Origin of the sequence: Paenibacillus sp. BGI2013 (assembly GCF_002843485.1) — a bacterium.
Lineage (GTDB): Bacteria > Bacillota > Bacilli > Paenibacillales > Paenibacillaceae > Paenibacillus > Paenibacillus amylolyticus.
Genome location: NZ_PJFA01000008.1, coordinates 239,625 through 253,312, shown reverse-complemented (window position 1 = coordinate 253,312; position 13,688 = coordinate 239,625). Strand labels below are relative to the sequence as shown.

Annotated in this window: 10 protein-coding genes and 2 pseudogenes; 3 read left to right on the top strand and 9 right to left on the bottom strand. The window is 34.7% G+C overall.

Translation table 11 applies throughout. The features are described from left to right. Positions 1-1,464: 1,464 nt before the first annotated feature. Together CXK86_RS20465 and CXK86_RS20460 are read right to left on the bottom strand one after the other, a co-directional pair. Positions 1,465-2,844 carry a hypothetical protein gene (locus CXK86_RS20465; RefSeq protein ID WP_101314439.1) on the bottom strand — a complete coding sequence of 460 codons (1,380 nt, stop codon included), beginning with the start codon at positions 2,842-2,844 and terminating at the stop codon, positions 1,465-1,467. Between the two features lie 1,194 nt (positions 2,845-4,038). Further along, a complete protein-coding gene (locus CXK86_RS20460) occupies positions 4,039-4,401 on the bottom strand; it encodes a hypothetical protein (RefSeq protein WP_101314438.1) in 363 nt (120 codons plus the stop codon). An 880-nt stretch (positions 4,402-5,281) separates the two neighbouring features. On the opposite strand from CXK86_RS20460, the gene CXK86_RS20450 reads away from it, so the two are divergent. Next, positions 5,282-6,496 (top strand): HEPN domain-containing protein, encoded by a 1,215-nt coding sequence (locus CXK86_RS20450; RefSeq protein WP_101314436.1) that lies wholly within the window; start codon positions 5,282-5,284, stop codon positions 6,494-6,496. A 632-nt stretch (positions 6,497-7,128) separates the two neighbouring features. Here CXK86_RS20450 and CXK86_RS20445 read toward each other — a convergent pair. The 4 genes and pseudogenes from CXK86_RS20445 to CXK86_RS32715 form a co-directional block, all read right to left on the bottom strand. Further along, complete coding sequence (locus tag CXK86_RS20445; protein WP_180361826.1) at positions 7,129-7,635, bottom strand: hypothetical protein; 507 nt, start codon at positions 7,633-7,635, stop codon at positions 7,129-7,131. A gap of 327 nt (positions 7,636-7,962) precedes the next feature. Beyond that, the gene (locus tag CXK86_RS32220) at positions 7,963-8,163 is read right to left on the bottom strand and encodes a hypothetical protein (RefSeq protein ID WP_180361825.1); all 201 of its coding nucleotides are present in this window, start codon (positions 8,161-8,163) and stop codon (positions 7,963-7,965) included. Between the two features lie 510 nt (positions 8,164-8,673). Further along, positions 8,674-8,931: a hypothetical protein gene (locus CXK86_RS20435; RefSeq protein ID WP_101314433.1), complete on the bottom strand. Its 258-nt coding sequence runs from the start codon at positions 8,929-8,931 to the stop codon at positions 8,674-8,676. A gap of 251 nt (positions 8,932-9,182) precedes the next feature. After that, positions 9,183-9,469, bottom strand: a pseudogene (locus CXK86_RS32715) (terminase B); the annotation flags it as partial. 153 nt (positions 9,470-9,622) lie between these two features. Here CXK86_RS32715 and CXK86_RS20425 point away from each other — a divergent pair. Next, complete coding sequence (locus CXK86_RS20425; protein WP_101314432.1) at positions 9,623-11,080, top strand: hypothetical protein; 1,458 nt, start codon at positions 9,623-9,625, stop codon at positions 11,078-11,080. 497 nt (positions 11,081-11,577) lie between these two features. Here CXK86_RS20425 and CXK86_RS20420 read toward each other — a convergent pair whose 3' ends face one another. Continuing rightward, the gene (locus CXK86_RS20420) at positions 11,578-11,964 is read right to left on the bottom strand and encodes a toxin-antitoxin system YwqK family antitoxin (protein WP_101314431.1); all 387 of its coding nucleotides are present in this window, start codon (positions 11,962-11,964) and stop codon (positions 11,578-11,580) included. Between the two features lie 651 nt (positions 11,965-12,615). Between CXK86_RS20420 and CXK86_RS20415 the strand changes: the two genes are divergently transcribed. After that, the gene (locus CXK86_RS20415; protein WP_180361824.1) at positions 12,616-13,005 is read left to right on the top strand and encodes a hypothetical protein; all 390 of its coding nucleotides are present in this window, start codon (positions 12,616-12,618) and stop codon (positions 13,003-13,005) included. Between the two features lie 32 nt (positions 13,006-13,037). Here the strand turns inward: CXK86_RS20415 and CXK86_RS33040 are convergent. Together CXK86_RS33040 and CXK86_RS32215 are read right to left on the bottom strand one after the other, a co-directional pair. Then, positions 13,038-13,115 (bottom strand): annotated as a pseudogene (locus CXK86_RS33040) (hypothetical protein); the annotation flags it as partial. Continuing rightward, positions 13,115-13,273, bottom strand: a complete 159-nt coding sequence (locus tag CXK86_RS32215) for a hypothetical protein (protein WP_180361823.1) — start codon at positions 13,271-13,273, stop codon at positions 13,115-13,117. The pseudogene CXK86_RS33040 and the gene CXK86_RS32215, both read right to left, overlap by 1 nt. Between the last annotated feature and the right edge of the window lie 415 nt (positions 13,274-13,688).

The window sequence follows — 13,688 nt, the reverse complement described above, 5'->3', positions numbered from 1 at the left end:
TGATTCAAGCCATATCGATTTAGCTAGAAAAATAAGACAAAATCGTAAATATTGCGAGGAAAAGCAAATTATCCATGGCTTTACATTGTGTTTCATTACGCATAAGAATCAATTCAAATCACAAATGTGTATCTTTCTTTGCCAACAAACTCACCAATAAAAGATAATAGAAATCCCCTGCTTTTTTTGAGAACATTAATAATATCGAGTAGATAACAGTAGTGGAATGTAGTTATTCTCAACTCATATTTTTCGTCTAGTCAACCGACGCGCCCTTTCAGTAGTGCCCATCTTCAATATACTGTTTCCCTCGATTACATGACGGGCTGTTATAAACACTCCCTCACCGACATGAAATGCACTACCAATTCCTTGTTCCCCATCCTTGGTTTCCACCGCTATATAGGCTACTGCTGCTGCATAAGTTTCATATAACTGCCTATAAATATTATTGTCCAATTGAATTGCCCCTTTTTTTGTACTCTTCTAACTTGCTCCTCATAATGAGCAATAAGACCTTTACTATATGGAATAAATGCGTTTCTATGTAAAGAGTTAATTTTAAAATATTTGAGTTATGTGATGTTATTCTTAATAAACTCAATATTAATCTCGTCAATCACCGTTCTTTATCATACATTTCTTGAATTCCTTCTTCTGTAAAATAATCAGTTGATCTTTTAAATATTCAGCTATAAATTGGTCTTAAGTAACTACTTAAATAGACCCTATCAATGGTTTGATAAATTCTAACTAAGGAAATGGAAGGATTTAAATATTGACCAAGCTTCTCCTTTATCCTAGGTAAAATTTCTATTGCCTCAGAACTTTCTAATTCATCGCCTTTTAGTATTTCCGGAAATTTTTTGACCATTTGAATTGCCTAATGGAGAGGAAATTGAAAAAATCCCCTGTTTGCATTTACTCTAAAATCTTTCAATTCAATATGTATAGCTTTTCCAAATTGTCATAATCGTTAGAAAAAACTCCATAAGCTACTTTAAAAGGTGCAGGGAAAGCAGTGCTGCTAAAAACTTTCATTTACAAGTATATAAACATATCCATTTAACATTTCCTCACACCCTTTAATCACTAATATTTAACAATACGACTTACTTGCATAAGTCTATTTGAATCCATAAGTACCACAATCATACCACGAATCTGGAAATTTTTGTCTCTCAAAGCCAAACGCCCCCGCCTAGAAATTATCTTTTAGGGGGTTAAACATATTCTCTATAGCACCTAGCTCCATCACTACTACAGTCTTCTTATCCCCACCCACACCCCAATTTTTCGCCGTCACTTGTGTACGGTTCCCCGTATCTAAACACAAAATGAGTTTTGACCACAATAGCTACATTATTGTTTGATAAAAAGCCACTCTTTTCATAACAGAGTTGCTTTTTATCGGTTTTCTTTATTCTAATTTACATATTGGATACAGATTAGTCCAAAAATTATCTACATTCCTCTTTCTTCACTAAACTCTAACTTCCCCTTATCAAGAGTCATACTAATGAAATCCACTAGGGAAGATGGCTTTTGGAATTGATTAAACATCCTTTCAAAAATTCCACCAAAAACAATTTGTTTAATATTACCTTGTTCTATTTCAATTGCTTGTCCATTATATTCAAAAGCTTTTGAATGTTTAGGAGTATTATTAAATTTTGCGGTTTCCTTTTTTGACAATAAACGTGCATTCACATTTTTCCCCTCAAACTTTTTTAGCCATGCATGTATATTTAGTGACATCAGAATAAGTTTTTCTCCTGTAACAAGTTTAACTTTATCATCTATATTAAAAGGGTGTAAGAACAAAGGATGCCCCACTGGATTATTAAAAAACCCTCTAATGTCAACTGTGGGAAAGTCAATACCAATACCTTTCTTCCAAGCATCAAAGGCATAATGCATTGGTATTTTAGTTGAGTTATATACGCCTACAGCAAGACAATCCTCTATATAGTTAATAGAATAATTTTTTTTATTAACCTCTTCCAACATAGATTGAATAGTATCAGTGAAATGCTCCGTATAAAAAACGTTATCTATTATTTTTATGTTCCTTCCTAAACTATCTGTTCCCTCACCCTCATTAATAATTTGAATAGTATTTAATGCAGTAGCCTCTTGTTTAACATATCGAAGAAATTGTTTTCTAAATTTATCATCTTTGTTTTCTAATTCATAATACAATTTTCTCTCACCACTTTGAACTTCTAAGTGTTCTTTTAATATGTCTGATATTTGTTCATTTACCTTTCCTTCTTTTAGTTCTAATATATTGATTTTATCTCGATCTCTAATCAGTAGATCACCTACTTGAATAAACGAAGTTATATCGGTAATTAAGGGAAATCTCTCATTGTCAGTTTCAAATATTTCTTGAACTACTTCTAAATCATGTTCTAAATTAGAATTATATATTTCTACTTGCGCAGAAAAGTTGTATAGCCTTCTAATCACAGTTATATCACTTTTAAGTATCTGCCATGCAATTGTATCTGCTACCTTTCTTAATACATTCTCTTGATATTCTATTATCTGCACCTTTTCTTTAAGTACTTGAATAATATCTTTATCCTCACGAAGTTTATTTAATTCCTTTATTCTCTCTTTAGTCTTTTTCTTTTCTTCACCCAATAATAATAGGTTTTGTAGAATTAAGTTTTGGGCTTGCATAAATCCCTTATGAACTTTTGAGATAAACTCTGTTGCTTGTGATTGTCTTTTTAGTTCATCAACATCTGTCATCTTAAACGAAAGGCTTTTAATTCCATATTCTAATACGAAAAATAATATAGATTTTAATTCTTTTTGAAATCTTTTTTGCTTCATTTTTTTCTCCTTATATAAATTCTTGTATTAATTTAACCGTAGAAGTTAATTGCTATCTAAAGCATTAGGTTTACTTACAAAATTAATGGTTGTTGGCACAAATCTTCATCTAACCTTCATCTATCTTAACCCATCTCAAATGTAACTATTGCATCAGTTTTATAATTATAAACGTTCCATTCTCCTTCAGACTAATGTTCTACTTCAATCCAAATGGAGTATTGCATGTCTTTCATTAAACTCCTTCTTACCTTATTTAATAAATCGATTGTAACATAAGCTGGAATATTATGTATTCATATTGCATTAAAAATTACCCATAGTCGGGCTGTAGAAGTGCTAACGGCATTTACGTATTCGTCATGTGTATACACGATGTAACCCCCCCTGACTTTACAGCATCGCCAGTGAGCTTAGAGTGCTATCTAATCCCTGTTCGCATACCACGCGATGATTGTAAGTACAAGCATACCACTTACCTCATAAAGCCACTTATAGCGAGACATTTCATTGTCAAAAAGTATACAAATTGACAAGGTTTTATTATGCTTCAAAACATGTGTCAAAAAGTCCGATTTAACTATTGAAATTGTATTTGCCCTGCATAAAAATCTATGGGACTAGCATCTAGATTGAGTATGTTTTCTGCTACTTCCTTAACCCAAGCTTTTCGTTCATCCGATTTCATGTTGTTTAAAGTTATATCTTAGGGTTAAATAAGTTCATCTTTTTCAAAAGAGCATAGTTAGCTGATAAAATATATACCAATCTGCATAAAAACCATGACTCAGCCCACCTCTCGTATTTCTTCCGATGGTTTCTTATAGCCTTCAAATTCAAGAAGAACGTGATTCAAATCTCCGATATGATATGCAAGTCCATCTCCCCATCTTGCAAACATATGAGAGTTCTTACGGATGTTTTTATATATGTGCACTGATCTCATTCTTAATCCCTTTTTTATCCGCCTTTCCCTAAATATAAAGGAATAAAATAATCTAAGTCTCCTGTCCCATAACGTAATTGATTCCCTCCCATCTTTGAGAATACCCTCTGTTCGATTTAGGCCATTTATTAACTGAAATCATTGTCTATTCCCTTATGTTTTAAAAGAGTATCTGGATAAACATCGGATATCAAACATACAAGCTAGTATTAAACGGAACCAGTGGTGCAATAGAATCCAGGGATTGGTTAGTGAGTCAAGAGCGGAATCTGTAACAATAAATAAGCAAAATCATATATGAATTTATCAGCATCATCTAGTAGCAGTATAGCCACTGTTCGTGCAAACCTCCAATCCATCATTAGGCCTTTTAAATGTGCCTTCCCTTGAATGAGAGGGTTTTTACTTCGCCCAACATACACTGGTACGTTTCCTTCTACTTCAGACACTTTGTATAAGATATAAATGCTAACTTTAAATCTACCTTCAATTAATAGTAATTGTTCTATTGTTTGAGAAACTGCCCGTACCGCATTTACTTTTCCCGCTGTAAATGAACATAGTTCATGGTTAACCAGCCATTGTTTTAGCAGATCTTTTTTAGTTAACATAAGTGTACTCTAAGATATGTATTAGTGGTTTAAACAATCGATATTTATAAGGAAACAAAACAGTAAGTGATACACGCTTCTAGCTTGATTCAGAGAAAATGAAGAGCAAACTCCCTCCACGAAATGATCTGGATTTCAATATTTAATGTGCCATGGATAAACCAAACCTTTAATGGCAGGTACAGGAATGTATGTATCTCCCTTTATGGCTTTTGGAGCAGTACTCAATATAGAAGACTTGCCATTGTAGTAGGTTTAATTATTTTTGATTTTATAGATTTTGACGATGACGATGATCTACTCGATGCTTCGAACTTGAGAAAGAACTACTGCCATGATAATGATATTCTCCATATTTAGTCCAGTTCCCATTTTGCACAATTGGTCTAACACGTATGACCACGATTTGCATTTTCGTTGATGAGCTATCACACTTGATGTACCAGAAAAAAGCAAAAGAGATATTAGAGAACTAGCCAGCAACTTTTCTTTCATTATACACATTCTCCAACCGGTACTCTATTCCTGTAATCATATCATACAATATTTGATAAATAGATTTATAGTTACCATATGGGAGTTTATAAAGGGTCTCGAGCTTAATAATTTGGTGAAGTCAGCTGATTCTTATGAGGATGAGGCGGACAGTAAAAAGGTAATTATGGTACTTGAAACTCTAAAAATTTAAATAAAGAGTCTCATAACTAGTGTTAATAATTTATCAATACAGAATATGTCTTTACAGTAAATACTAACTTTGGGTATATTGGACTCAAAGAACACAAAAAGTAGACTGCTATTATCGTTAAGTGGATTTTAATTTATTTCCATGGTAATTATAGTATTTAAAGTACATAAAGAAATTAAGGAGTTGAAATTGATGAATTTTGAATCTTTTAACGTTGAGTATTTAGTAGTTTTTGATACTAAGGATTCGATTTGCACAGATCTAACCTCTTTCAATCATTTGTTACAGGCTAATAATACTCTGAAAATAGAGGAGAAGACTCTTACTTATAGAGACTTCACAATAAATTATCTGGTCCAAACTGAAGTATTAAATGAACAACAACGTTATTTCCATATAAAACTACAGACATTTGAAGTAAATAAAGTTGATCATTTTGAAGAATTACTTAAGTATGTACGGACAATACTTACACGTGTAAGTAAATCCCCTGTTCAGACATTGTGGGACGATATGAGCTTTTACTATGCAGTTCAGGCTTATCCACTTATTCATGTTACAGAAAATTTGATGAGGAAACTTATCACTAAATTCATGCTAATTAATGTTGGATTTGGATGGACAAAAACCTATATCCCTAATTTAGTTAAGGATTCTGTTAAGAAAAAGTTTAAAGAAAATATTGAAAATTCACCAGAATATCTTTATGAAACTGACTTCATTCAACTTGCTAATTTTTTATTTTTAGAATATCAAACTGAAAAATCACCTACTTTAATTGAAAAAATAAAATCTGTTACAAGTATTGAAGAGTTGTCCTTAAACGATTTAAAGTCCTATGCTCCCAAATCGAATTGGGAGAGGTACTTTTCAACTATTGTGGACTGTGATCTTGATTATTTAAAGAAGAGATGGGAATCGTTATATGACCTTAGAAATAAAATTGCCCATAACAACAGAATTAACAAAGAAGAATTTATAAGATTACGTACATTAGTTGATGAAATTGAGGTTAAGTTGAGAGAAGCTATAGATAATCTGGATAAAATTCAGATCAGTACATCAGATAAAGAGGAACTCACAGAAAATATCATTATTAATACTGATGTACTTTTCAGTCAATTTATGAGCGAATTCAAAAAATTAAATAATGTTCTAATAAAGGTTTTACAAGAAAATTCTCTTGAGGAGGTTGGACCATTTGAAGCAGCTGAAGTTATGTTTGAAGAAAAACTTATTGATGAATTGACTTCTGAGAGAATTAAATTAATCGTAAAAATTAGAAATAGAGTAATTCATGAAGGTATTGAATACAATGCTAGCCAATTAGAGACTCTACTTAAAAATATAAGTGAAGCTATCAATGTAATAACTGGGCATGTCAAAAAGAGAGAGAAGATTAACTAAAAAAATCACACTATTCTTTCATTAATTAATTGGTTTCTTTACATTATGACCTTACTTAATTTATCCTTAAATCGATTTCATCTAATTCTTAGGTGCTGAATCAAAGTTAACTAAGTGCTGTTATTCCTAAGAAATGATACCAATTATTCTCAGGCATCATCTCTTACTTATATCAATCCAAAAAAAGGATGTTTTGTTTTTCTCAAAAACCCTTGAATCGGAGTCGCTTAATCTTAAGAAAAGCAATTAAATTAACGTAAGATAGAAAGTTAGGATCCATTCTTAAGAACGAAAAACGAGGCTGGAAGAATATCGGAGAATTATAAGTTGCGCAGTAATGATTCGTAAAGATTATAACTAACCAGCGCCTGAATGCACTAAAATTAACATGAGAAAGCTGCTGGAGTCGCCCCTGAGAAGAGCAATCAATGTCTTAAAGAAGCGGGAACCAAACTAAACTGGTAACGACTATCGATGAGAAAGAATCTGAGAGATATCGAGAATTATGCAAGATAATTGAAGACTCTTTCTAAACTTCTTCATACTATAGAGTTACTACGGAGCTAGTCTGAAATTCTCATACAATTCATCACTACCCTCATCACCAAGAATCTGTTTAATTTAAAAAACTATCATAAGAGTTTTTTTTCAATCAACTTTTCATATATTTTATCATTATTAGTAGAAAAGATTTCACGTCCTCTTATAACTCCTTCAATAATCTTATCTAAAGAACTCAGATACCTGGCATTTTCAAGTAACTTAGTAATCTGACTGAACATTATTAAGGCTATAGTCAAAGCACCTAGAGCGGGTAAGAAATTCATGAGAATACTTAAGAGGGAAATGACTCTTTCCTGATCAATCGCTTGCCCAGTTTCAATCTTTCTACTAATAATCATTTTAGCAGTTTCCACAAGCATTTCCTTAATGCTTGTAAAATAGAGTGGCAATGTAAATATTAATAAACTAATACATACCCCCAATATTGGGCTTAATTTGTTTTGTTCTAAAATTGAATTGATATCCGATCTTAGCAAAGTTAACTCCTTATCTGACAAACACTGAATTTCTGCTTCTACATTTTTCAAAGCCGATACAGTATCTTCAATACTTTCTGCCTTATCTACTGGCTTCATGATTCTTCGGTATTGATTCAAGCTTTTTCTTGCTATGTCAGTTCCTCCTCAAGATTATTTATAGCAGTATTATCGGATATTTCTTCGTTAAAGTTATATTTCATCTCTTTGACCATGACATAATAACGTTAATGGCCACCGACCATATGCTCAGTACGTTAGTTACCGACAATCGGCTCTACATAACTGAATTCCTCTATGCTTTTGCGAAGCTTCATATTCAAATTCTCCAGGCTGAAGGTCAACACTGATCGATCGGCACGATACTGATGTTCATATCAATTACCTCCAATGATTTTAAGGCATAAAAAAGCATCCTAGGACGCTTTATCTGTTATAGTATTCGACCAAATCTTTTAAGTTCTTAGGTAAATACTCACTAACTCCATTTGAACCATCCAAGAAAACATCCGCTTTAGCTGCTGACCAGTAAATCCTAGCTTCTTCGTAATAATCCACATGAAGCCTACGAACCACTTCAGTCCATTCCTTTACATCTTTTACGTTACCTCGTTCGAATATTTCCATCAAAGTCACGAGTCCATTCGTACCTAAAAAAGAATGAAGATGCATATCTCGACTTGCTTTGCCTTCATTATGAAGTTGAGGAGAATTATAGAAGCTCTCATCTTAATTATGTACTATTCTAAACCCTTTCACTTTACCTGTACCTCTTTCTTCGTACCACTCAAACCAACCATTATCAACTTCCATGATTTGCCCACACAAATCACACACCCATTGCTTTAGTGGGCAAGATTTGGTTCACCCATGAAACATTCCTCCCTCTATTATATTTAATAAATTTCTAGTATTAGACAAATACACACATGGGTCAAGCAAAAGCAAAATTTGTGTTGAGTTGGTTTCAACGTTGGGGTGCCATCATATGCAAGCGTCAGGCACACTCAGCTCCTGTTATCCGCTCTTCAATGGACCGAAGCACACACAAGGCCATATGTCCTCATATAAACAAGCTTAAAATGGCACATATCCAGTCATATGAAGGCAAAAGAAAAAGCTCCACGATGGTTACTCTTAAATCTTGCCTTCTTCTTTAAGTTCAATTAACTGACATCCTGCTTTGGTTAACTCTGATCCTTTGGCATTGACCAAACTTATTTTATTGCCTCTGCCACCCTTATAAACAGAAATATTGGTAGCGAGTCTATCATCGTGAATTTGTTCCATCCATTCATCGAAGGACTCTTTATCGGCTCCGATGTCTTCCTTAAATGGTTCTTTACCTGACTGAATGATCTTAAGAATCTCATAAACGATATCACGCTCAGACATTTAAAATTCCCCCTCTTGTAGTATCAGGAATATCATACGTCCTTGGAACATTTTGGTCGCAAACACTTTTTTAGAGTTTCATTTTATTGTATAAAAGCAAAAGAAAAGCCGCACACAGGCAACTTGCTTATTGTTAATCCCTCATTGTTATAGTTGCCACCCGTTCAACACTACAGCCTATTGTTAGGACATCTCCAGAAGTTACATCTTTGGTAGCAAATTCGACCACATCAAAAGCGATACTCCACGCGGAAGTTCCCCTCCACCCGTACAGGCCATACATCAGATCCTTTACCGTATTTGCGTACAAGCATTGATGTATTCACTTTACTTGTCCGAGGACTTTTCAGGCAGGACACTTTAAGCGTGTTATAATCTGCTTTATTTCTATTATGAGAGTCATAAATACACACCACTGGTCCGGTCGGGTTTCCACACATGAGACCTTAACGAATTTGCCTGAGAGTGTACACAGAATCGCTTCCATGATTCATCCACAATGAAACAACATATAGATCTCGTGTAGACCCTGCGTGTTTCTCATGCTTTGTAGCCACTTTGTACCATTCAGTTTCTTATGTAGCTTTCAAACAGACAACACTGCAAAATTATTATTGTACGTTTGAATGTTACAAAAGTATAATAAGTTTAGCAATATTATATAATTCTATATTAGAAAAGGAATATGATAATGTCCGATAAATATTTAAAACCAGACAAACTAACACAAGGAGTTATTAGTAGAATTCTTGAAAACAGTTGGAGAAATAAACCTAATATTAATAAATTAGACTTGAAAGAAATTCATCAAGTATTAGTTGAACATGGAATCTTCGGTGAAATTGCAAAAAATATATACGTTCCTATTGTTGAAAAGACAGAAAATACAAATGAAAAATTACTAAAAGGAATTCAGTCACATCGAGATAGAGGTAAGGAAGAACCAGAAAATAAACTCAACCATGTAACGCTATTTCCTGAAAAGGGATTTATCTTGAAAGATGGTATCCATGGCGCCGCTTTCGGGAGATTTCAATATGTGTACCGTTCGAAAGGTTATCGTATCTTTTGGTTTGAATCTGGAATAATAGAATATCGCCCTGTTTACTCTACTATTGATGAATACGGATTTCAATATGCTGCTGAGGAATTTGATGGTTGCAATATTTTCGATGATATAGGACTAGATGTCATTGAGCAATCACCGTTAAATGAGGCATTTGGAAATGGTAAAATATTTATATCAAATTTGGCAAGAATTAAAAAAGATTTCGTTAGAGATTATCCTATCGAATATCTGTTATATCCACCGGACGTTGAAGAACTTTCTCCCTTTTCAGTCCAATTGCGTGAGCAGATTTGGGATTCTATAATCGAGTTGATTAAAGAACTTGCACTCAACTCAAAATCCGAAAATGAACGAGCAGACCTTCTAAATTATTTAACAGACTTTATGGAGGAACAGAACATTCAGCCTAATGCATATCACATAATTACATTGTTTGATTTCTATAAAGAGAATCAATCAAAAATCAATCAATCTGATTTTGCTGAGTTATTATCCCTTGTAAGAAAACAAAGCTCACCATTAGATAACACTTCTAATCCTATTGAAGCCAATCTGCTTATTAAACAGCTGGAGGAAACACCTTCGGGTAAAGAAAATGCCAGAGCTTATCACGATCTAATTTATAACTGTTTAACACAAATTTTTAAAGGTAACTTAAAAAGGGGGAAAAAGGAAATAGACTTAAATGAGGGAAGGAAAAGAGTAGATATAACTTTTGACAATTTTGATAATTCGGGGTTTTTCGCCTTCATTAGGGATCGTTACCAAATTCATTGCCCTAAGGTATTTATTGAATGTAAAAATTACTCCTCAGATCCTCAGAATCCTGAAATCGACCAATTACTCGGAAGGTTTGGACCAGATCGAGGTAATTTTGGCATTCTCTTGTGTCGCCAAATTAATGATTACACTAGATTGCTACGACGTTGCAAGGATGTTACTCACCAATTTAAAGGCTATATAATTTTTTTAGAAGATGCAGACATAATTAATTTATTAAAGTTAAAAGAAGCTTCTGATGAAGAGGGGATTTTGGATTATTTATTAATTAAATGGGATCAATTGATACTGAATAACTAATAATAATCAAATTATGAATTTTTCATACTTATCGAAAAAGCTTTAGTTTTTTAGACTTGCCCCTTCCTCTGTAACAAAGGAATATCGGACAAAAGTTGAGGGTCTAGTATAATGACTCTGCATTATGAACGTGTATCAATAAAGTAGTAAAAGAGAACCGCCTGCTGCAGCTCTCTTTTACTTTAGTAATGAGTGTGGCACTTCCTTTTTAAACTCTTGGAAATTGTATCGAAGCTATAAGTATTCACAGACGAAAGTACTACTGTTAAATATGAAAGGTTATTTCCTTTGAAACGTAAAGTTGAGAATTTTCAATGTTTAAGGTGTCGTTGAACTAGCAAACTATTCTTCAAACTTACAGGTTACCCCATTTTCATAGATAATTAGTCAAGAGGAATAGCTGATATAAAATAGTATATAAGTTCATTTTGCGTCTTGTTCTGTCCACTTTCTTATTATGTCCTTCTCGGATGGGGTTGGTTCAAGCTTTTCTTCTATTAGTTCCCTTGTTTCATTCCATTCTTGTAGGTAATTTTAAAACCATAAAGAGACTCTGATGTTGACCTAATCTCACCATTCATGAACCAAGAAATAGACTTTCCAGCAATTTTCCCCTTATGCATACGTTTAAATCCTTCAATTTTACCATCTTCGTAATAAGTGACATAATCACCATCAGGAACTCCATCCAGACAGTAACAATAGAGAGCCAAATTTCCATTGCTATATTTTTCGTAAACAAGTCCTGTTATTGGATTCCCCCCAACTTCAATAGACCTATCGAAAACTTGGTCCCCGTACTCTCCATCAAAACAGACATCTCCTGTAAATTCTAAACCGTTTAAAAGAACTTCTTCTTTCGATAGTATATTTATTTCCTCCATTGTTGTGCACTCCCCTCTACTGAATAAAATACTATAAGTCAGAAAGAATATAATTACAGTGCGGACATGTATGAAATGCTATGTCCGTTACAGGTTTTGTTTTGCTTCCTGGCTTTATGACATACACTAGCAAATCGTCGATATTAGCACCCGGGTTAGCTAATAAGGCTTTATTTACTGCTTACACTTCTGCGTGTGATCCTGCGCCTCTTGTTCTCTCATAAATTCCTAAACGCGCATAAAAAAAGAGTAGCACAATGGCTACTCCTTCTTTCTTCCTACCGTTTGGATTCTATCAGGGAGATCCGGCTTATATGCTACACCGGAGTGACCGGCAACGTGAGAGAGAGATTCCCGCAAGAGGGATTCTAAATGATGTAAGCTAGATTTATTGTTATATGGAACAGTGATTTGAGGAATGTGAGAGCAGTCGCAAGAGATATATGAACCGGATTGATCAGGCTGCCCAACCTATCAGCAAGAAGGCCAAGGCGCAAGCAGCCTTAGTGAGCAGGACTATATCCGATATGAAGTTAAGGTTCATGACCGAGTTTTGCAGATTGGGGATGAGGTTCAGTTTAAGGCCACCATAGGCTCAACGTCTTTGAGATTCGGACCGAAATGCAGCAGGGGCTACTTATCCACCATTATGTGCTCGGGCACATAAAGTCTGCTTATCAGCGAAAGCGATACAACTCACGCCTTGTCGGTGCATCCATTTCATTACATATTATGGGCGTCGTGAGAGATGAGGTTAAGGTCCAGTTGGACTGTGATCAGGAATGGAGTCTCGCAACAGCCAATCTGTTCCCTTATTCCACCATGTATGCTTCGGATGATCAGACTGGGTGGTACTGTATGCCTGAGCAAGGGGATAGTATCCGTCTTTACTTTCCTAATGCAAGGGAGGCGGGAGGCATTGCCTTGAGCTCTGTTCGCAAGAAAATACCGGAAGAGGCCATGGCATCACCTTCTTCGTCGCCTGCATCGGCCCAAACTAGAGGTGGTGGGACTAAGCAAGCGGTAAAGCCATCGGAGTAAAATACATCAACCAATACAGCTCTATGGCTTGTATTTCCGCTTCTAAGAGCATATCGACTGATGATGCTGTACAAAATTTCGTCCTCGTACGGGCTTGGAAATTGAGGCATCATCCAGCGTCACTTCCAGCATTTAAAGCAAAGTCAGCTACATTAACCCCAGCTTCTAGTAACACTTGATATGCGGAGAGCCCCTTTTCTTTGCCCACTTGAACGAGTCTTCGCAGATCTCGGCTATCAACAACTTGAGGTGATTGTCTGCTGTCCACCGAGTTTTCCTCCTTTGCTAAACCAAGGTGGAGTTTGTAGGATTCCTGTACAACTTCTTGTCTAAACACTTTAAATCTATCTACCAATCAATTTTGGGATATCCTTATTTGATAAAAAGAATATACCCTCATGTGTCCTTTGGATTTTGAAACCTCTGAATTAATTATGCTTATAGCAAATTCGTCGAATTCGCCCTTCTTATTCCTCCATTTCTTATCCCCCCATTATATAGGGGGGGCCACCATCTTTTTTCATCTAAGCGATTGCCCATTGAATTCTACGGCTCACCAAATTGTTCTAACGTTTTGCGTATCGCTCCAATAATTGTTTAGTATATGACAATTTGACGAGGTATTTCTTCTGCATTGAATTTTTGCAATGGTAATCCTACTAAAGCTTTCCTCTTCCTTTTGC

Excerpts from the sequence above, each read along its gene's own strand:
- CXK86_RS20450 (WP_101314436.1), top strand. The coding sequence starts at position 5,282 with ATGAATTTTGAATCTTTTAACGTTGAGTATTTAGTAGTTTTTGATACT.
- CXK86_RS32220 (WP_180361825.1), bottom strand. The coding sequence starts at position 8,163 with ATGGAAATATTCGAACGAGGTAACGTAAAAGATGTAAAGGAATGGACT.
- CXK86_RS20435 (WP_101314433.1), bottom strand. The coding sequence starts at position 8,931 with ATGTCTGAGCGTGATATCGTTTATGAGATTCTTAAGATCATTCAGTCA.
- CXK86_RS20420 (WP_101314431.1), bottom strand. The coding sequence starts at position 11,964 with ATGGAGGAAATAAATATACTATCGAAAGAAGAAGTTCTTTTAAACGGT.
- CXK86_RS20425 (WP_101314432.1), top strand. The coding sequence starts at position 9,623 with ATGTCCGATAAATATTTAAAACCAGACAAACTAACACAAGGAGTTATT.
- CXK86_RS20445 (WP_180361826.1), bottom strand. The coding sequence starts at position 7,635 with ATGAAGCCAGTAGATAAGGCAGAAAGTATTGAAGATACTGTATCGGCT.
- CXK86_RS20460 (WP_101314438.1), bottom strand. The coding sequence starts at position 4,401 with ATGTTAACTAAAAAAGATCTGCTAAAACAATGGCTGGTTAACCATGAA.
- CXK86_RS20465 (WP_101314439.1), bottom strand. The coding sequence starts at position 2,844 with ATGAAGCAAAAAAGATTTCAAAAAGAATTAAAATCTATATTATTTTTC.